Here is an 18,183-nt window from a genome sequence, read left to right as displayed (position 1 = left end):
CCGAAAACCGGTTTCCACTTTTCGGGACCATGCTTCAACAAACGACATGAAACAGCCCGTATCGTCTGTCACAAGGTGAAAGACCGGACCGCTCCATTCCGCGTTGCCTCCAAGGGTGTCTACGCGGATGGCGGTGCTATAGAGCATAGCGCGCGGCGGTGCAAGTTTTTTGGGTTTGCCTCACACGGAGGCTGACGGGCGATAGTTGGAAAAGTGATCCCGATGGCCTATATTCGGATCGGTAGCTGAAGCGTGAACTCCAGCTAACGTGTACTCAGATAAAGAGCTGTACCCGCACTGTAGCTTGCCAGCCGGTGCGGGTTTTCTTTAATCTAAGCGTGAATATGATGGGGATTAACCACATTCAATTCACCTCCGAATAGAGGGCAAAGCCTTTGCCACGGTCGGAGCGGCTCATCCTCCCCGACGCGCCCGCTTGCTGGACGCTAGCTGCTTTTGCCCCCTGACAGGATTGCTATCAAAACTTCAGGTTGCAATCTACTGCCCGGCATCTGTGGGCATTTGTCTTAACGGGTGGCAATGACAGCCGCAAAAGTGTTAAGCGGGTGCCTGATCGACTGGCGGGTTTTCTGCGCGAGTCGTCTGTTCCTGTAATGTTGAATCAAGGAGGCGAGATGCAGGTCGGTATCGACATGGGTTCTGTCACGGGAAGCGGTTCTGCCTCGGCGGCAGCGCTTGGCGGTGGCAAGCAGGCCATGCTTGATCTTGAGGAGCTTCTCGCCACACGTCTGCTTGTGCAGGGCAATTCCGGCTCCGGCAAGTCGCATCTTCTGCGCCGCCTTCTGGAACAGAGCGCGCAATGGGTGCAGCAATGCATCGTCGATCCCGAAGGCGATTTCGTCACGCTGGCCGATGTTTACGGCCATGTTGTTGTCGATGCCGCCCGCACCGAGGCCGAGCTGACCCGTATCGCTGGACGCATTCGTCAGCACCGCGTTTCGGTGGTGCTTAATCTGGAAGGTCTCGACGTCGAGCAGCAGATGCGCTCAGCCGCGGCTTTTCTCGGTGGCCTTTTCGATGCCGAGCGCGACTATTGGTATCCGATGCTCGTGGTCGTGGATGAGGCGCAGCTTTTTGCGCCTGCTGCCGCTGGCGAAGTGTCGGATGAAGCCCGTAAGCTGTCGCTGGGGGCAATGACCAATCTCATGTGTCGCGGACGAAAACGCGGGCTAGCGGGTGTCATCGCCACGCAGCGACTGGCGAAGCTTGCCAAGAACGTTGCCGCTGAAGCCTCCAACTTCCTCATGGGGCGCACATTCCTTGACATCGACATGGCCCGCGCAGCCGATCTTCTGGGCATGGAGCGCCGCCAAGCTGAAATGTTCCGCGATTTGCAGCGTGGACATTTCGTGGCGCTTGGCCCTGCATTGTCGCGCCGCCCTTTGCCGATCAAGATTGGCAAAGTGGAAACCTCGGCGCGGTCTTCTTCGCCCAAGCTGATGCCGCTGCCCGATGCGCCGGAAGATCCGCTCGATCTCATCTTCACGCCAGCGCCGCAGGAAATCCGCACCCCCGTGCGCAGAGCGCCACCGCCCCCGCCGCCGCCATCGACGTCGGAAATCCTGGCGCAGGTGGCAAAACCCAAGCCCGAAGCCGAACTCGCACAGGAACCTTTGTTTCCGGGCATTGTGGAAGCCGAACGCGATGAGCTTCTTGAAAAGGTCATGCGCGAGATTGTTGATGATCCAGAAGCCTCGTTCCGATCGGTCGCGGTTCTTTATCAGGACTTTCTTGTGCGCTGCCGCATCCATCGCGTGCCAGGCGAGCCATTGGCGCTGCCAGCGTTCCGGCGCAGGCTGGCAGTGGCGCAGGCCAGTATCGAAGGCGATGTTGCAAGCGGCGAGACGTGGCAGCAGGCGCTTGCTCTCTCGGAAAGCCTCACCGATGACGTACAGGGCGTGTTCCTGATTGTGGCGCAGGCGGCGGTGACTGGCGCCCCTTGTCCGTCCGATGCGGCGCTTGCACGTGCCTATGGCACGCATTCGTTCAGCCGCGCACGGCGTCTGCTGACTTATTTTGAAGAGCGAGGGCTTCTGGTTGTCCGCAATGATTTCAAGGGACTGCGCATCGTCAATTTCCCTGACCTCGGCTGTGAGACTGCACCGGGCGACCCGAATGCGCCGGATGATCTGGCGGAAGAGGGTGCAGCCGCCGAGTAAAACAAGGTGTTGCCTGTGATAACTGTCATGAACCTGCAATGATCATCGACGACAGCTTGTGATGGAATCAATCAGGACGGTCACGTGACAGAGCTAGAAGAGCGGCCAGGTTTCGGGGAAATTTTCACGACATTCGGCAAGATAGGTGTTCTATCGTTTGGTGGACCTGCTGCGCAGATCGCCATGTTGCAGCGCATCCTTGTGGATGAGAAGAAATGGTTGGATCAGGAGCGGCTGATCCATGCGCTGAACTTCTGCATGTTGCTGCCGGGGCCGGAAGCCATGCAGCTTGCGACCTATTGCGGCTGGGTGGTTAAAGGCTGGCGCGGTGGCCTGCTGGCAGGACTGTTATTCGTGTTGCCCGGCGCTGTTGTCATGCTGGCATTGTCTACGCTTTATATCGCCTTCGGGCATGTCGAGATCGTGGCCGGACTACTGTTCGGCCTCAAGGCCGCTGTTCTCGCGGTAGTTTTCGAAGCGCTCTATCGTATGGCCAAACGGACATTGGCTTCGGGCTTTTCTTATGCGGTGGCGATTTCGGCCTTCATTGCGATAGCCTTTCTGAAACTGCCTTTTCCGCTTGTCATCCTGCTTGCGGCTGTCGCCGGTGGATTACGGCACCTCATTCAGGGGAGCAGTACAGCAACAATTCTGGGCGAGGCGACACCCGGTGCCTTGCGTGAATTTACGCAGCAGACGCTTATCTGGGGCGGCCTGTGGCTTTTGCCTCTGCTTGGGCTCTTCTTGGTTTTTGGGGGAGGGCATGTCTTTGTGCAGGAAGCAGCGTTTTTCTCAAAGCTGGCGGCGGTGACATTTGGCGGGGCCTATGCGGCACTGTCCTATACGGCGCAGCAGGCGGTCGAGCATTTCGGCTGGATGAAGCCGGGCGAGATGCTGACCGGACTCGGTCTGGCGGAAACCACGCCGGGGCCGTTGATCCTCGTGCTGGTCTTCGTGGGCTTTGTGGGTGCTGCGAACCTCTCGGGCCTGCCGCCGCTTTCGGGGGGCTTTTCCGGCGGATTGATTGCGCTGTGGTTTACCTTTGTGCCCTGCTTTTTATGGATACTGGCCGGCGCGCCATTCGTCGAGCGGCTGCGTCAGGTGCGCTGGCTGTCTGCCATGATGGGTGGGATCACCGCCGCCGTCGTCGGCGTGATTGCCAATTTGGCGCTGTGGTTCTCGCTGCATGTGATCTTTTTGCAGGTGGTCGAGAAGGCCGCCGGTCCTTTCACATTGCCGCTTCCGGTCTGGAGCACAATAGACAATGCCGCCGTCCTGATCGCAGGCGCGGCGGCATTGTTGCTTGTCGTCTTCAAACTGAACATGCCGCTCGTGCTGTTGCTGGCGGCATGTTTCGGGATCGCCATCAGGCTGGTATTCTAGGCTCCAAGCATATCGTGATGGGAAAACCGGTTTCCACTTTTCCGCGACATGCTTTTAGTCGAACAGGCTCGAAACCGACTCTTCCGCTGCCGTGCGGGCGATGGCTTCGCCAATCAGGTCCGAGATCGACAGAACGCGGATATTCGGCGCATCGTTGATTGCCGTGGTCGGCTGGATGGAATCGGTGATGACCAGTTCCTTTAGCTTGGACGAGGCGATACGGGCAACAGCACCGCCGGAAAGAACACCATGCGTAATGTAGGCGGTGACGCTTTTCGCGCCCTTGTTGAGCAGGGCTTCGGCTGCGTTGCAGAGCGTGCCGCCGGAATCGACGATGTCGTCGAACAGCAGGCAGTCCTTGCCGGAAACGTCGCCGATGACGTTCATGACTTCCGATTCACCTGGGCGTTCACGGCGCTTGTCAACGATGGCGAGCTGCGCGTCGATGCGCTTTGCGAGCGAACGGGCACGCACCACGCCGCCAACGTCAGGCGAAACGACCATGCAGTTGCCGGTGGCATAATTGGCCTTCACATCGCGGGCAATGACCGGAACGGCATAGAGATTGTCGGTCGGGATATCGAAGAAGCCCTGAATCTGACCGGCATGAAGGTCGAGCGTCAGAACGCGATTGGCCCCGGCTTCGGTGATGAGATTGGCGACAAGCTTTGCCGAGATCGGCGTGCGCGGACCGGGCTTGCGATCCTGACGGGCATAGCCGAAATAGGGCAGGACGGCGGTGATGCGACGCGCCGAGGAGCGACGGAAGGCATCGATCATGATGAGCAGTTCCATCAGGTGATCATTTGCCGGATAGGAAGTCGATTGCAGAACGAATACGTCTTCGCCGCGTACGTTTTCCTGAATCTCCACGAAGATTTCCTGATCGGCGAAGCGGCGGACGCTGGCCTTACCGAGCGGAATGTTGAGATACTGAGCAACGGATTCGGCAAGAACCCGGTTGGAGTTGCCTGCGAAAAGTTTCATTCTTTTGCCTCTGACGCCGATGCGGTCGCGGTTTGCAGTCTGGTTGTCGCAAAAGTCCGTCGTAACGGACAATCTCAAAAACTTTAAAGCTGCGTACTTATCTGACAGGATCAAGTACAGCAGCTTGCAAGGTTCTTTCGGATGCCGGGGCTATTGCAAAGAGTCATCGTCATTGCAAGGCCTTCGGAAACACAATTGCTGCAAAAAGGCCGGAAAACCGGCTTTCCCACAGTAGGCAAAACAGATTCAGCAAAAGATTTCAGTCTTTTGCTGCCAAAGCAAGTTTCTATGCGCGATTTGCCGCAAGCCAGGCTGAATATTCCTGCATGGTGCGGTCGGCGATTGCCTGCATTGCGGAAGCCGGAACCACGCTCCATGAATCTGCGGCAGCACCGGGAACTTTCTCCTGTCCCTGTATCCGGTGAAGGCGGTTGCCCGAAGCATCCAGAACGTCCCAGACGTAAAGCACCGTGGTCTGGTTATCTTCTGACAGAACGGAGAAATATCCCTTCATGACGTAGGCGGCGCTTGGATCGTTATTGCCTGCAAGCTGGATGCCCTTCGTCTTGGCGTCATCATTCATACGATGGGTGAGGGGCGTCACCACATTGACCGGCGCACCGACTATCGGGGCAATGTGCAACTTGCCCGGCTTGAGCGCTGCACTGCGCTGCGGCGCTGCTGCTGTGGGGGCTGCGGGTGTTGTACCCGTCGCAGGGCTGCCCCGCGTCGTCGCCGGTGCAGCAGTTTGGCCAGCCCCCTGATTGCTCCCTTGTACATTCAGAGCGGATTCGGTGCTGTTGCACGCGGCAAGGACGCTTGTGAGCGCTCCAGCCAGCAACAACATCGTTGAAAGACGTGCCTTGTTCATGTTCGGTTTCATGCTCCTGAAGGCGCGGGTTCTCCGCGGTAGGGCATTTTCAGTTCAAAGTATTCTATCGATTTTTCTCGACGTACATTTTTTCCGAAAACCGCATTCCAGTTTCCGGTGTGCGCTTGCGGCAGTTTTATCACCGATTGCGCCTCATTTTACAATCATATCAAGAGAATGGCGGGATAATGGCTGAGCGGCCCCATTTGTTGTGAGATATGTCTGACCCAGCGTCATGGCGGTCTGTGTGTCGGAATCCATGATGATCATATGCGCGAAAAGCGTCATATCCGGCTGGATGCTCTCCGGATTTCCGGCATAAAACATCTGCGGGTCCATCCATGATGGCGTGAAACGCGCGCCCACCGAATAGCCGCAGGCGTTGAGTCGGTGGCGGGTCAGACCATGGGCTTCCATGGTCCGCGCATGGGCGTCGAAAACGTCGCCGAATGTCGAGGCGGGCGTCATCGCAGCTTCCACGGCTTCCAATGCCTCGCGCGCGGCGGCATAGAGTTCCAGATGATGCGTGGTCGGCTTTCCGATGATCAGCGTGCGCATCATCGGCGCATGGTAGTGTCGGAAGACGCCCGACCATTCGAGCGTGAGCTGATCGTTCTTGTTCAGCCTGCGCCGACCGGACTTGTAGCGGCAAAGCAGGGCATCGTTGCCCGAGCCGATGATATATTCGTTCGCCGGATAATCGCCGTCGCCCGCGAAATTGGCGCTCATCATAGCGGCCAGAATATCGGCCTCGCTGGCACCTGCCTTGGTGAGTTTCACCGCAGCATCAAGCGCGTCGTCACTCAGCTCAGCAGCGCGCTTGGCACAGGCAACTTCGGCAGGGCTTTTGAGAAGGCGCAACCGATCCACCATGCCGGATGCGTCGTAAAGCTTGGCAAAGCTCTGCAACTGTTCGTCCAGCTTGCGGGCATTAGCGCCGGTAAGGCCGTGGGTCTGATATTCGATGCCGATCCGGCTGCCGAGAAGGTCGAGTTCCGTTAGTATATTGCGTAGGTCGGACGCCGGATTGGCATTCTCACGGTCGGTCCACACGACGATGTTCTCGATGTTCGACGTATGGCGTGCCTGCCGAAGATCGGCGGAGCGCGTCATCAGCACCATCGACCCGTCGGCTTTCACGACGAGACATTGGAAGAAGCAGAAGCCGAATGTGTCATAGCCGGTCAGCCAGTACATGCTTTCCTGTGCGAAAAGCAGAAGCGCATCCAGCTTTTCTTCCTCCATCTTCAAGGTCAGACGGTCGCGACGTGCGGCGAATTCTTCCGGCTCGAAGTGAAGGGCCATGTGGTTCTCCTAGTCTTCTATGATGGCAATCGCTGCAATCTGACGCCCGTAATCGGGTTCATTGCGATGGGTTGTGCGGCGGTAGGAATAGAACTGTTCCTCATCGGCATAGGTGCACTGGCGAAGGGATTCTGCCCGCACGCCAGCCTTTGTCAGGCGGTCGGTAATGAATGTCCACAGATCGAACAGCTTGTGGTCGGGCTTGTCGGAAGGCCGGAAATAGGTGGTGTAGGCAGAATCTTTGCCGATGAATTCGGCATAGAATTCCGGGCCGACTTCATAGTTTTCCGGCCCTATAGTCGGTCCGAGAACGGCAATGATATTCCCGCGCTTTGCGCCGAGACCGATCATGGCTTCGATAGTGTTCTCAAGAACGCCACCAAAAGCGCCACGCCACCCCGCATGGGCGGAGCCGATGATCCCCGCTTCGTGATCCGCAAAAAGCACTGGCCCACAATCGGCAGAGAGGGCGCCAATGGCGATGCCCGGCACATTTGTTACCATTGCATCAGCCTTCGGACGTGGGGCGCTGAACGGTTCTGTGACATGGAGGACATCGGGCGAATGCACCTGATGTACAGTCATGAGATGCTCGGGCGCAACGCCAAGGCTTGTCGCAACGCGACGGCGGTTCTCTGCAACCTTTTCCGGCGCATCGTTCGATCCGCTTCCGACATTCAGGCCCATATAGATGCCATCGGAAACACCACCCTTGCGGGTGAAAAAGCCATGCGCAATCCGCTTCCCGTTCTGTCCGACGGGCTTTTCAAGGAGAGGCGAGCGGAGCGGTTGCGGCATATCTGTCATCTTGTTGGCTTTCGTAAACGGCGGGATGGTGGGGGAGGAGGGACAGCTTGTCAAAATCTTTCTGATAGGGAAACGTCAGGCTGGTGCGAAAGGATAGAGGCGCGTCTGTCTGTCGCTTAATGCGAGAACCTTGAACAAGGTTCCCATTTGATCGGGTGCGGCCAGTCTTTCGACGTCCTGTTTGATTTTTTCCTGAAACGCCAGGTCCTTGCCTGCGCCGAGCCGTCCGGCGCGATCAAGAAGGCCCATTGCGAGCAGAAATTCCCCCTGCGTCATCATTCCGGTCTTGCAGCCGGTCGCCCGTGCGCTCTTGTTCAGGCTGTCGAAATCGACATGGCTGGTAAGATCGGCCACACCCGGATTGGCGAATACATCGTCAAACCCGTGTTTCAACATGGCTTGCAGCGTATCGCCGAAACCGGCTTCCAAATGGCCGTAGTCGATGTTGAGTGCCGCGCCGCGCGCGGTCGCTATACGGCGGGCAATTTCCTGCATCAAGGCCGTGCGCGCCGGGGCTGCTTCAAAAATCGCACCTTCGGGTGCTTCCGCATGGCTTGCAGGTAACAGCGCCGGATCGATGCCGCCCAGCCCGCTGACGAAATGGAAATCGTCTTTTTGGTCCAGTGCAATCATCCGTTCGACAAAGCGGCCACTGACCTTAACGAACTGCCGGAACGGGATTGCATCGAACAGTTCGTTGGTAACGAGGATCAAAGGGCCGTCGGGTATGTCAGAAAAGCGCTCGAACCAGTCGATCTTCGCACCCGCATCAGACAGCTTCCCCTTTTGCCTCTCGACAAGGCGCGGGCTGGTTTCCACCATGGCGACCCTTGCTTGGCCCAGCATTTGCGGGGCAAGCCTGTCGATAGTGCGCAGCATGTCGCTCATCAGCGTGCCGCGACCGGGCCCGATTTCGCACAGCACAGTATTTTCCGGGCGTCCCAGCGCATCCCATTCGCTGACGCACCAGATGCCGATCAGTTCGCCGAACATCTGGCTCACTTCCGGCGCGGTGATGAAATCGCCGTCACGTCCGAAAGGTTCGCGCGTCGTATAATAGCCTGCCTCGCGGTCACCGAGGCAGGCCGCCATATAATCGGCAACGCTGATCGGCCCGGAAGTGGCGATCAGGCGTTTCAGCCGGTCTTTCAGCGAGAGGTCAGGCATTCTTTGCGGCAGCCCGCTTTGCACGCCAGACGGCCCAAAGCCCGATCAGCACCATCGGCACCGAGAGGACCATGCCCATGGTCAGCCACCCGCCGAAGAGATAGCCAAGCTGAGCGTCCGGCTCGCGGAAGAATTCGACCGCGATGCGGCTGAGGCCGTAGCCTGTGACGAAAGCGCCGGCAATGAAGCCGGGTTTCTTCAGTTTGCGCCCGAACCAGACGAGAAGGAACAGCACAAAGAAAAGGACTATGCCTTCAAGGAATGCTTCATAAAGCTGGCTTGGATGACGCGGGAGCGGGCCGCCATTGGGGAAATAGACCGCCCATGGCGCATCGCTGACGCGGCCCCAGAGTTCCGAATTGATGAAGTTGGCGACGCGCACCACGCCCAGCCCGACTGGTACACCGGCGGCGATCGTGTCGAACATGCTCCAGACGTTGATGCCTCGTGAGCGGGCAAACAGGATCATGGCGAGCGTTGTGCCGAGAATGCCGCCGTGAAACGACATGCCACCATCCCACACCGCTGGAATGGCGAGCGGATTGGAGATATAATAAAAGAAATTATAGAAGAGCACGTAGCCAATGCGCCCGCCAAGCACCACGCCGAGCGCTGCCCAGATAACGAAATCATCGAGTGTTTCCGGTGCCATGGGCGGCTGGTTGTTGGCCCAAAGGCGGTGGCTTCGCAGGAGTTTCTTGCCGTACCACCAGGCGAACATGATGCCGACCACATAACCGAGGCCGTACCAGTGCACTGCCAGCGGCCCGACGCGGAAGATCACCGGGTCGATATTTGGGAAAGCGAGTGCCGATGCGGGTAGCAACGTCTCAATCATGAAATCACTCCGTTTTGTGACGGAACATGCTGGACCGACCCGTTGTGGTCAAGTTGTTCCCGCCGTGCTGCAAGTCGCATTGTGCTGCGCCTCGGGTGCTCATGTACCCTTAAGGCAGCCTTAAGTATATTCGCCACGGACACTCACGGTTGCCGTGGCGGCTATTTTCACGAGGTCCAGGGTTGTCGATTCAAGTGCGCCGAACCCGATCACTTTCTATAGCTGCGCTTGCATCGGAACCGAGACGGCCCTATTTCAAATTTATGTTTTCAACAGGTCTCTCCTGGAAATAAGGAATGATTGCCATGACCAGCGGACAGAACCGGGTTCTTGATGAACTCGCCAAGCTTGTGACGGATGCGGCGGGCGCTGCGCAGGGCGTGCGCCGTGAAGTGGAGACGGCATTGCGTTCGCAGGGGGAACGCGTGCTCAACACGCTCGATGTGGTGCAGCGCGAAGACTTCGAAGTCGTTCGCGAAATGGCAATCAAGGCGCGTGCGGAGAGCAGCGCGTTGCTGGCAAGAATCGAAGCTCTCGAAGCACGTCTTGCGAAATTCGAAGTTGATTCTGACGCCAAACCGGCAAAATCGGCTTCATCTTCGGCGAAATCCAAAAATAATCCCTGAATATTTATTAACAGGCCGCAAGTGGCAAAAACCCTTGTCTTAGAGTCGGTTAAGGCAAGGGTCGCGGCCGGTCCCCCGTATATTTCCACATGCTTTCACGGCTCTTTGCTCAAAAGGGGCTGGCGTTCAGATTCAGCATCAATAGACTGAAAACACTACATGATTCGTAATGTGGTCATGTAGGCGGCGGCGGGGGGGCTGAGTATCAGGCTTCGCGTCTTTCAGGCTGCTTTCCAGTATCAGTTGCGTATGTGCGTGTGCCATTGGGGCGCTTGCATGCCGATGTGCATGCCGGTTCCTCGACCGATCAATTCGTGCCTGTTTTCCTGCGCTTGTTCTTGCGCGGTGGCTGGCACGGGCGAGCAATGACTTGCGCGCCGGGAATTAGGAAGCATCTGGGGGCAGATGCTTCCCAGAACAGGAAACGGACATGAGCCTTCTTGAGCTTGAATTCGCACGTGAGGCGCATCCGGTGGATGTGATCGAACAGGTCGCGCATTCAAACGACTGGACGTTCGAGCGGACTGGCGACGACGAAATCGCAATTTCGGTTGCGGGCAACTGGACTGACTATCACATCTCGTTTTCATGGATGGAGGATTTCGAGGCGCTGCATCTGGCCTGCGCATTCGACATCAAGGTGGCAGAGCCACGTGTGAACGAAGTCATGCGCCTGCTGTCGCTCATCAATGAAAAGCTTCTGATGGGACATTTCGATCTCTGGCAGCAGGAAGGCGCGATCATGTATCGCCAGTCGCTGCTGCTGGCAGGCGGTGCGGAACCGACCAGCCGTCAGGTGGAGGTGCTGCTGTCGGCAGCGCTGGAGGCCTGCGAAGCCTATTTCCAGGCCTTCCAGTTTGTGGTCTGGTCGGGTGTCACGGCGCGAGAAGCGCTGGAAAGCGTGGTGTTCGAGACCGTGGGTCGCGCCTGACTTCCGTTAACTGAACTGTGCCCCGGCGCTCGCGCCGGGTTTTCTGCGAGGCCGGGAATGAGGGCCGGGGAGTGAAAGAATGAGCGAAGCAACCACCATCACCTGGGCAGATTTCGAAAAGGTCGATATCCGCAGCGGAACCATCGTGGAAGCTGTGCCATTTCCCGAAGCGCGCAAGCCTGCCTTCAAGCTGAAGATCGATTTCGGCGAAAAGATCGGAATCAGGAAATCGTCAGCCCAGATCACCAAGCACTACACGCCAGAGCAATTGATCGGCAAACAGATCATGGCTGTAGTGAATTTCCCACCGCGACAGATCGGGCCCTTCATGTCGGAAGTGCTGACGCTTGGCATGCCGGATGAAGATGGCGAAGTGGTTCTTGCAGCAATCGATAAGCCTGTGCCGAATGGTGGTAAGCTTTATTAAAAGCATGAGAATTTGCGTTAAGCGACCGCGTTGCCCCTCATTCTGATGAGCCGTTGAAAACGGCATCTTGCGGAAGAGGGCGAGCCCGTCCGGTTGACAGAACCAGAACGCTTTAAGCCGGAATATTGATGATAGCGCGTAAGCCTCCGGTCGGGGCGTCTTCCAGCGTGATGTCGCCGCCATGGCTGCGTGCAATATCGCGTGCAATGGCAAGCCCCAGCCCGCCGGTACCGCCTGAATCCTGCGTTCGCGCTTCGTCCAGCCGGACGAAAGGCTTGAACACGTCTTCGCGGCGGTCTTCGGGAATGCCCGGCCCATCATCGTCCACGATAACTTTCAGCCAGCCCTCGACGTGCGAAATCGAAAGCTCGACATTCTGCGCGTGGCGGAAGGCATTCGATACGAGATTGCTGACCAAACGCGAGAAGGCGTTCGGGCGCACATGGACCTCGCTGTTGCCTTCGATGTGATATTTGAAACCGCGCTCGCGCAAGCGCGCCTCGTGCTCCAGTTTTTCGCAAAGCCTGGTGAGGTCGTAGCTTGCCGCTTCCTCAGAACCTTCGCCGCGCGCAAAGGCTAGATAGCCTTCGAGCATGGTCTGCATGTCGGCGATGTCCTGATTGAGCGGCTCGGTGTCGATGGAGTGGCCGGTCAACGCGAGCTGCAACTTGAAGCGGGTAAGGATGGTGCGCAGGTCGTGGCTGACGCCGGAAAGCATGGCTGTGCGCTGCTCGATCTGGCGCTCGATGCGCGAGCGCATCTGGATGAAGGCAATGCCGGCGCGTCGTACTTCCTCGGCCCCGCGCGGATGGAACCCTTCGGGCATGGGGCGCCCCTTGCCGAAACTTTCCGCCGCTTCGGCAAGCTGCTGGATCGGCTTGATCTGGTTACGCAGAAAGGCGATGGCGATAATCAACAGAACTAGCGCGGTGCCGACCATCCATGTCAGGAAGATGCCCGTATTGGACGCATAGGCCTGGCTGCGCCGGGCAAAGACGCGCAACACCTTGTCCTCAAGCTTGATCCTGATCTCGATGAGGTCAGAATCGCCGACTGTGTCCACCCAGAAGGGGCGATTGATCTGGCGGGTAATCTCTTCACTGAGGAAGTAATCGAGAATGGCGAAAAAGGGCTTTGGTCCGGGAGGGGGCAGTGGATCGGGCGGCAGGATCGAAATGTTCAGCGCCAGCCGCTGTTGCGCAATGCGGATGAGATTATCGTAGCCCGGCTCTTGGGGATAGGTTTCAAGAATGTCGATGATGCCCGCAATATCGCGCACGACGGCGGTCGACAGTCGTTCGGTCACCATCTGCCAGTGACGCTCCATGAATACATAGGCGATCACGGACTGGAGCAAAACCATCGGGGCAATGATGATAATCAGCGATCGCGCATAAAGCCCCTTCGGCATGATACGCGCCAACCAGCGGGAGAACTTTCTCAAGGGCGATCTCATCGTGTCAAAACGTCCCTAAGTACTTACGGTTGCGCATCTCGTCGCACACCGCTTCGCTCTTTTTCTGGGAATGCGCTGCCGGAAATATTGCTGTCTGCAAATGGCGTTTTCCATGAACAACATCGCGGTTGTACTTTTGTACACGTCGCCCTGCGTTTTGAGAAAACACCATTTTCTGATCGCGATATTCCTGATTGCCGATGGTTGCTATTCGATGCTGAGCTTATAGCCGATACCGCGCACAGTCTGGAGCCAGATCGGATTGGCGGGGTCCTGCTCGATCTTGCGGCGAAGACGATTGATCTGGACGTCGATCGTGCGCTCGCCGACATCGCCATCCTGACCGGTCAGCTCGTGGCGGGGGATCGTTTCACCGGCACGTTCTGCGAAGATCGCCATGATGTCCTGTTCGCGATCAGTCAGCTTGATTGCTTCGGAGCCCTTTTTCAGCTCGCGACGCGGGATGAAGAAAGTATAGGGACCGAACACGATCTGTTCGATCTTCGGCTGCGCCGGAGGAGCGCCACGCCGCAGGATATTGTTGATGCGGAGCGTCAGCTCACGGGGGTCGAACGGCTTGGGCAGATAATCATCCGCCCCGGCGGACAGGCCGTCAATACGGCTATCGGTTTCCGAAAGGGCGGTCAGCATCAGGATGGGGACGTTCTTCTGTTCACGCAACGACCGTGTCAGCGAAACGCCGGTTTCGCCGGGCATCATCACGTCAAGGATCAGCAGATCGAAATCGATGCCTTCCAGCTTGCGACGTGCCTCAGCCGCGCTTCCAGCCATGGTGACGCGGAAACCGCTATTGGTCAGATATTGTGAGAGAAGGCTGCGGATGCGCGTATCGTCGTCAACGACGAGGAGATGCGGCGCGTCATCCGAGAGCGTCTTTTCTTCTTCTGCAGCCATGGCGTCTTTCGATCCCATTTCGTTCCAATTCGACTATGACGCAACGTGCGTCGGCCGGCATATTACCGACTGGAATGCGGCGCGTCTATTCACTGCCTTTATGGGCGCGTTTTTATGCAAGCACTTACTGCTACTTTGTGTAACACATTGGCTCAAACCTGCCGGGTCGATGGATCTTCGGCAGAAAACTCATCGATCTGCACACGCCGTTCGGGGTTGACCATATTGTAAAGAAAGCGCTCGATTACTTCACGATCCTGCGGTGCGCAATCCTCCAGAGCACGCGCGATGCGCCGCGACTGGGGAAGGGCGAGGGCAAGCGTGAGCTGGCGGCCGCTCTTGGTTGGATAAAGCTTGCGGTGGCGGCGGTCGTTCAGGCCGGTTGCCTGAACGACGTGGCCGTTGTCGATCAACTGCTTGAGCACGCGCGAGAGGCTCTGCTTGGTGATCCGCAAAACTTCCAGCAGTTCCGCAACCGTCATGCCCGGCTTACGGTTGATGAAATAGAGAACACGATGATGTGCCCGCCCGAATCCGATCTTTTCCAGAATAAGATCAGGGTCGGCGGTAAAGTCGCGATAGGAAAAAAACAAAAGCTCAATCACGTTGAGATCGGCAGCCTCCTCAGCCGTCAACGGTTTGCTTATATAATCCATATGGTTCGTCGAATTCACATCGGTGCTCCATTCTGTCGCGCTAAATATGTCAGCATTATTGACATAATTCAATCGCGCAGATAATTTTCGACAAGTGTAAGCCGGTTTTTTTGGAATAATGTTCGCACTGGTACATGCGAGGATGAGGAATAATTGCGCTACCTGGGCTCCTGCCGCCGTTTGAAAATGCGATGGATGGGATTGGGCTTCTGCAATGTTTCGTCAACGGAGGGTTTAATTTCTTTCCATGCATGCTTCGCTTGGGATTTGCGCAATATGTTTACGTAACATCAGAGCATTTTGAACAAAAAAGCCAGTCATTACGCAGAGAAAGGTGACCGCTTCACCAGTTATATCGATTTAGCTGGGGAAGACGGCTGCGGAGAAGTTTGCCCGACCGGAAATCGGTTTCGAGACAGCGCCGCGAAATGTTCAGGAGCAATAAAATGGCTGCGATTCCATTCGATCAACGGGACGGATTTATCTGGCTGGACGGAGAATTCGTCGACTGGAAAGATGCAAAAATTCACGTGCTGACCCACGGCCTGCATTATGCGAGTGCCGTGTTTGAGGGCGAGCGAGCCTATGGCGGCGAAATCTTCAAGCTCAACGAGCACACCGAGCGCCTGCATGAATCCGCGCGCATTCTCGGTTTCAACATTCCGTTCAGCGTTGCAGAAATCAACGATGCCTGCCGCGAACTGCTGACGAAGCAGGGTTTTGAAGATGCCTATGTGCGCCCGATCGCCTGGCGCGGTTCAGAATCGTTGGGTGTTTCGGCGCAAAACAACCGCATTCATCTTGCCATCGCCATCTGGCAGTGGCCGAGCTATTTCTCGCCCGAAGAAAAGATGAAGGGTATCCGGCTCGATATTGCAGAATATTGTCGCCCAGACCCGCGCACCGCACCGTCGCGCTCGAAGGCGGCCGGACTCTATATGATCTGCACGATCTCAAAGCATGCCGCCGAAGCCAAGGGTTACGCCGATGCATTGATGCTCGACTGGCGCGGGCAGGTTGCCGAAGCGACGGGCGCAAACGTCTTTTTTGTAAAAGATGGAGCGCTTCATACGCCGACGCCTGACTGTTTTCTTGACGGTATTACCCGCCGCACGATCATTGATCTTGCCAAACGCAGGGGGATTGAAGTCATCGAGCGGGTAATCATGCCGGAAGAACTTGCCGGTTTCTCTGAATGCTTCCTGTGCGGAACAGCAGCAGAAGTGACGCCGGTCTCCGAGATCGGTCAATACCGTTTCAAGCCGTCCGAGCTTACGAATCTTCTAATGAATGACTATTCTGCAGAAGTTCAGCCGAAGCGCGCGGCAGCCGAATAACTCGGTTTTAAACAGAAAAAGAGCGGCCTTCGGGCCGCTTTTTTGTTATTCCGTCCGTTATTGTTTGACATTGGGTGGTTTAGGCACAAGGTTTCTTTTATCGGAGTCTCGCTATTCCGGTATAAAACTCAGATGGGGTGACGATTATGGAAAGTCTACTACCTATCATTATCCAGCTCGTCGCTGGCGCAGTTGGCGGCAACATTGCTGGCGCGGTGAAGAATATCAGTCTGGGCACCACGGGTAACACGGTGGCTGGAGGCATCGGTGGAGTCATCCTCGGTCAGCTACTCCCGATGTTGTCGGGCGGTGGCCTTGATTCTGTTCTCAACGGTGTTGTCGGCCAGCTGGCTGGCGGTGGCGTTGGTGGCATCGTGCTTACGGCCGTTGTCGGCCTGATCAAGAACGCAATGGCCGCCAAGGCCTGACGCATTGAGCACATCCCGAAAGGCGTAAAACGGCTTTCGGACAGGCTGTGCTTAAGAGGCAGACAGGTAGAGCGCTGATCTGTTCAATCAGATCAAAAGCGCTCTAAAGACTGCATGGTTGTGGGGACAACCGGTACGACGAACTGTCGGGGCGCATTCCGAGAACCGTGAGGCGGCTTTCGGAGAGAGCTTTCGACAACTCTGGAGAGGGAAAACGGGCGGCGTTGAGTCGCCCGTTTTATTTGAACCTCACGCGGAATCGCAGAACCGCTCGATCTGCCTTTTTGAACGCACTACCCAGTGCATGGAAGCGAGATGGAAATCAGTCCAATGAACTGATTTTCTGCTTAGGTGCTTCGCACTTTTGCTGGAGATGCTCTATTTGTGTGTCAGAAAGCGCCTTCCAGACCGCAATTTATTCGAGTGGAGTAGTACCAATGGGGCAATTACAGGCCATCATCGTTCCCGTCACGCCGTTCCAGCAGAATTGCACCATTCTGTTCGACGGTGAGACCAAAAAGGGCGTTGTGATCGATCCAGGCGGTGATCTTGATCGCATCAGGGAGGCTATTGAGTCACAGGGGATCGATGTCGAGGCCATCTGGATCACGCATGGCCATATCGATCATGCTGCGGCCGCGCTCGATCTCAAGGAAGTGTTGAACGTGGACATTATCGGCCCGCACAGGGATGACAAGTTTCTCCTCGACAATCTGGAAGCGGCCGGCCTGAAATATGGCATCACCGAGGGCGTCCGTAATGTTACGCCGGATCGCTGGCTGGACGAAGGCGACAAGGTTTCAGTCGCCGGGCACGAGTTCGACGTCCTGCATACGCCGGGCCATGCGCCGGGGCATGTGGTGTTTTTCAGTCCAGAAGCGCGGTTCGCGATTGTCGGTGATGTTCTTTTCAACGGCTCGGTGGGGCGTACCGATCTGCCGGGCGGTGATCACGCGGCGTTGATTCGGTCTATCAAGGAAAAGCTGCTGCCACTCGGCGACGATATAGGCTTCATCTGCGGGCATGGTCCGGGTGGTCGGTTCGGTGAGGAACGGCGCTCCAATCCGTTTTTGAACGACGTTGGATATGCATAAGCGAAAAGCCGTTAATACAGACGACGACGCTGAGATCAGGGCCGTCGTCCGTGTAGTCTTTTAGCCTCATTATCCCGCATAGGGCTTCGCACTTTTGCTGGCGGTGCCCAAAAGGCGGGATTTTTATTGGACTCTGGCTTTAATTCGCAGAGCAGAAGTGATCGCGGCCGTCATAACCGCGATAGGTGCCGGTATTCGGATTGAACGACCGATAACGGTCGGAGCAATATTGATACCAGCCGCGGCTCCATGGTTCATAGCTTGAGCGATAATAAGTCACTCGGCGCGCTGGTGCTGCCGGGTAATAGGCCGGTGGCGGCGGAGGTGGTGCATAGACCGGGGCAGGCTGCACATAGGTTGGCTGCGGCTGGCTCAGTGCGCTGCCGATGAGGGCGCCCGCTGCAAGGCCGATCACGCCTGCGGCGACTGCATCGCCGTGGTCGCGGTGCCGGTCACGGTAATAGGGACGATCCCAGCCTCCACGATCCCAGCCGTGGCGGCCCCAGGAATCTGCCGATGCAGTTGCCAGCGGTGCGGCAACTGCCGCGATCGATGCTGCTGCCAGAATGGCTGTTTTCGCAAATCGGTTCATTGTTCGCTCCTTCAGAAGCTCGACTGCAATTTCTCCGATACGCTCGCCGAACGGGGCACGCACGTATCGTTTATGAATAACTAATTAACTATTTCGACATGAATGGAGGCTGAACAATGGTGAAGAGGTAAGGAAAACAGTCAGTTTCCGGTCAATTACATGCAGCTTCTGTAATATTTCGCG

At 56.9% G+C, this 18,183-nt stretch carries 18 protein-coding genes; 8 read left to right on the top strand and 10 right to left on the bottom strand.

What is annotated here, in order from left to right:
• The first annotated feature begins 635 nt into the window (after positions 1-635).
• Positions 636-2,180, top strand: coding sequence for an ATP-binding protein (locus tag FJQ48_RS20915; RefSeq protein ID WP_139976848.1), 1,545 nt, complete (start codon positions 636-638; stop codon positions 2,178-2,180).
• An 84-nt stretch (positions 2,181-2,264) separates the two neighbouring features.
• Positions 2,265-3,563, top strand: coding sequence for a chromate efflux transporter (gene chrA / locus FJQ48_RS20910; protein WP_139976847.1), 1,299 nt, complete (start codon positions 2,265-2,267; stop codon positions 3,561-3,563).
• Positions 3,564-3,617: 54 nt separating this feature from the next.
• Here the strand turns inward: chrA and FJQ48_RS20905 are convergent, their stop codons facing one another.
• The 6 genes from FJQ48_RS20905 to lgt form a co-directional block, all read right to left on the bottom strand.
• The gene (locus tag FJQ48_RS20905; RefSeq protein ID WP_010659620.1) at positions 3,618-4,550 is read right to left on the bottom strand and encodes a ribose-phosphate pyrophosphokinase; all 933 of its coding nucleotides are present in this window, start codon (positions 4,548-4,550) and stop codon (positions 3,618-3,620) included.
• A 286-nt stretch (positions 4,551-4,836) separates the two neighbouring features.
• Positions 4,837-5,433: a hypothetical protein gene (locus FJQ48_RS20900; protein ID WP_139976846.1), complete on the bottom strand. Its 597-nt coding sequence runs from the start codon at positions 5,431-5,433 to the stop codon at positions 4,837-4,839.
• A gap of 141 nt (positions 5,434-5,574) precedes the next feature.
• Positions 5,575-6,726 carry a Xaa-Pro peptidase family protein gene (locus FJQ48_RS20895; protein ID WP_139976845.1) on the bottom strand — a complete coding sequence of 384 codons (1,152 nt, stop codon included), beginning with the start codon at positions 6,724-6,726 and terminating at the stop codon, positions 5,575-5,577.
• Positions 6,727-6,735: 9 nt separating this feature from the next.
• Positions 6,736-7,533: a peptidoglycan editing factor PgeF gene (gene pgeF, locus FJQ48_RS20890; protein ID WP_139976844.1), complete on the bottom strand. Its 798-nt coding sequence runs from the start codon at positions 7,531-7,533 to the stop codon at positions 6,736-6,738.
• Between the two features lie 75 nt (positions 7,534-7,608).
• On the bottom strand, positions 7,609-8,700 hold the full coding sequence (locus FJQ48_RS20885) for a class I SAM-dependent methyltransferase (RefSeq protein ID WP_139976843.1): 1,092 nt from the start codon (positions 8,698-8,700) through the stop codon (positions 7,609-7,611).
• On the bottom strand, positions 8,693-9,538 hold the full coding sequence (gene lgt / locus FJQ48_RS20880; RefSeq protein WP_139976842.1) for a prolipoprotein diacylglyceryl transferase: 846 nt from the start codon (positions 9,536-9,538) through the stop codon (positions 8,693-8,695). The genes FJQ48_RS20885 and lgt overlap by 8 nt, the downstream gene beginning before the upstream one ends.
• Positions 9,539-9,843: 305 nt before the next feature.
• On the opposite strand from lgt, the gene FJQ48_RS20875 reads away from it, so the two are divergent.
• The 3 genes from FJQ48_RS20875 (at position 9,844) to FJQ48_RS20865 (ending at position 11,522) form a co-directional block, all read left to right on the top strand.
• A complete protein-coding gene (locus FJQ48_RS20875; protein ID WP_139976841.1) occupies positions 9,844-10,164 on the top strand; it encodes an accessory factor UbiK family protein in 321 nt (106 codons plus the stop codon).
• Positions 10,165-10,594: 430 nt separating this feature from the next.
• Entirely contained in the window at positions 10,595-11,095 is a 501-nt protein-coding gene (locus tag FJQ48_RS20870; RefSeq protein WP_006467319.1) for a YbjN domain-containing protein, read from the top strand.
• Positions 11,096-11,174: 79 nt separating this feature from the next.
• Entirely contained in the window at positions 11,175-11,522 is a 348-nt protein-coding gene (locus FJQ48_RS20865; protein ID WP_139976840.1) for a tRNA-binding protein, read from the top strand.
• 112 nt (positions 11,523-11,634) lie between these two features.
• Here the strand turns inward: FJQ48_RS20865 and FJQ48_RS20860 are convergent, their stop codons facing one another.
• The 3 genes from FJQ48_RS20860 to FJQ48_RS20850 all read right to left on the bottom strand — a co-directional run bounded on the left by FJQ48_RS20860 (position 11,635) and on the right by FJQ48_RS20850 (position 14,567).
• Positions 11,635-12,978: an ATP-binding protein gene (locus FJQ48_RS20860; RefSeq protein ID WP_139976839.1), complete on the bottom strand. Its 1,344-nt coding sequence runs from the start codon at positions 12,976-12,978 to the stop codon at positions 11,635-11,637.
• Between the two features lie 207 nt (positions 12,979-13,185).
• A complete protein-coding gene (locus FJQ48_RS20855; protein ID WP_139977075.1) occupies positions 13,186-13,893 on the bottom strand; it encodes a response regulator transcription factor in 708 nt (235 codons plus the stop codon).
• Between the two features lie 152 nt (positions 13,894-14,045).
• On the bottom strand, positions 14,046-14,567 hold the full coding sequence (locus FJQ48_RS20850; RefSeq protein ID WP_139976838.1) for a MarR family transcriptional regulator: 522 nt from the start codon (positions 14,565-14,567) through the stop codon (positions 14,046-14,048).
• 428 nt (positions 14,568-14,995) lie between these two features.
• Between FJQ48_RS20850 and FJQ48_RS20845 the strand changes: the two genes are divergently transcribed.
• The 3 genes from FJQ48_RS20845 to FJQ48_RS20835 all read left to right on the top strand — a co-directional run bounded on the left by FJQ48_RS20845 (position 14,996) and on the right by FJQ48_RS20835 (position 17,408).
• Positions 14,996-15,886, top strand: coding sequence for a branched-chain amino acid aminotransferase (locus FJQ48_RS20845; RefSeq protein WP_139976837.1), 891 nt, complete (start codon positions 14,996-14,998; stop codon positions 15,884-15,886).
• A gap of 146 nt (positions 15,887-16,032) precedes the next feature.
• A complete protein-coding gene (locus tag FJQ48_RS20840) occupies positions 16,033-16,314 on the top strand; it encodes a hypothetical protein (RefSeq protein WP_139976836.1) in 282 nt (93 codons plus the stop codon).
• Positions 16,315-16,751: 437 nt separating this feature from the next.
• Complete coding sequence (locus FJQ48_RS20835; protein ID WP_139976835.1) at positions 16,752-17,408, top strand: MBL fold metallo-hydrolase; 657 nt, start codon at positions 16,752-16,754, stop codon at positions 17,406-17,408.
• Between the two features lie 139 nt (positions 17,409-17,547).
• Here the strand turns inward: FJQ48_RS20835 and FJQ48_RS20830 are convergent, their stop codons facing one another.
• Positions 17,548-18,000, bottom strand: coding sequence for a BA14K family protein (locus tag FJQ48_RS20830; RefSeq protein ID WP_139976834.1), 453 nt, complete (start codon positions 17,998-18,000; stop codon positions 17,548-17,550).
• Positions 18,001-18,183: the final 183 nt, after the last annotated feature.

Origin of the sequence: Ochrobactrum sp. CGA5 (assembly GCF_006345815.1) — a bacterium.
Taxonomy (GTDB): domain Bacteria; phylum Pseudomonadota; class Alphaproteobacteria; order Rhizobiales; family Rhizobiaceae; genus Brucella.
Note: the sequence above shows the minus strand (reverse complement) of the source record. Positions and strands in the feature narration are given on the sequence as shown.

What these genes read in the sequence shown, in the direction of transcription:
- FJQ48_RS20830 (WP_139976834.1), bottom strand. Translation starts at nt 18,000, where the DNA reads ATGAACCGATTTGCGAAAACAGCCATTCTGGCAGCAGCATCGATCGCG.
- FJQ48_RS20870 (WP_006467319.1), top strand. Translation starts at nt 10,595, where the DNA reads ATGAGCCTTCTTGAGCTTGAATTCGCACGTGAGGCGCATCCGGTGGAT.
- lgt (WP_139976842.1), bottom strand. Translation starts at nt 9,538, where the DNA reads ATGATTGAGACGTTGCTACCCGCATCGGCACTCGCTTTCCCAAATATC.
- FJQ48_RS20845 (WP_139976837.1), top strand. Translation starts at nt 14,996, where the DNA reads ATGGCTGCGATTCCATTCGATCAACGGGACGGATTTATCTGGCTGGAC.
- FJQ48_RS20860 (WP_139976839.1), bottom strand. Translation starts at nt 12,978, where the DNA reads ATGAGATCGCCCTTGAGAAAGTTCTCCCGCTGGTTGGCGCGTATCATG.
- FJQ48_RS20900 (WP_139976846.1), bottom strand. Translation starts at nt 5,433, where the DNA reads ATGAAACCGAACATGAACAAGGCACGTCTTTCAACGATGTTGTTGCTG.
- FJQ48_RS20840 (WP_139976836.1), top strand. Translation starts at nt 16,033, where the DNA reads ATGGAAAGTCTACTACCTATCATTATCCAGCTCGTCGCTGGCGCAGTT.
- FJQ48_RS20905 (WP_010659620.1), bottom strand. Translation starts at nt 4,550, where the DNA reads ATGAAACTTTTCGCAGGCAACTCCAACCGGGTTCTTGCCGAATCCGTT.
- FJQ48_RS20895 (WP_139976845.1), bottom strand. Translation starts at nt 6,726, where the DNA reads ATGGCCCTTCACTTCGAGCCGGAAGAATTCGCCGCACGTCGCGACCGT.
- FJQ48_RS20855 (WP_139977075.1), bottom strand. Translation starts at nt 13,893, where the DNA reads ATGGCTGCAGAAGAAGAAAAGACGCTCTCGGATGACGCGCCGCATCTC.
- FJQ48_RS20875 (WP_139976841.1), top strand. Translation starts at nt 9,844, where the DNA reads ATGACCAGCGGACAGAACCGGGTTCTTGATGAACTCGCCAAGCTTGTG.
- FJQ48_RS20865 (WP_139976840.1), top strand. Translation starts at nt 11,175, where the DNA reads ATGAGCGAAGCAACCACCATCACCTGGGCAGATTTCGAAAAGGTCGAT.
- FJQ48_RS20885 (WP_139976843.1), bottom strand. Translation starts at nt 8,700, where the DNA reads ATGCCTGACCTCTCGCTGAAAGACCGGCTGAAACGCCTGATCGCCACT.
- FJQ48_RS20835 (WP_139976835.1), top strand. Translation starts at nt 16,752, where the DNA reads ATGGGGCAATTACAGGCCATCATCGTTCCCGTCACGCCGTTCCAGCAG.
- pgeF (WP_139976844.1), bottom strand. Translation starts at nt 7,533, where the DNA reads ATGACAGATATGCCGCAACCGCTCCGCTCGCCTCTCCTTGAAAAGCCC.
- FJQ48_RS20915 (WP_139976848.1), top strand. Translation starts at nt 636, where the DNA reads ATGCAGGTCGGTATCGACATGGGTTCTGTCACGGGAAGCGGTTCTGCC.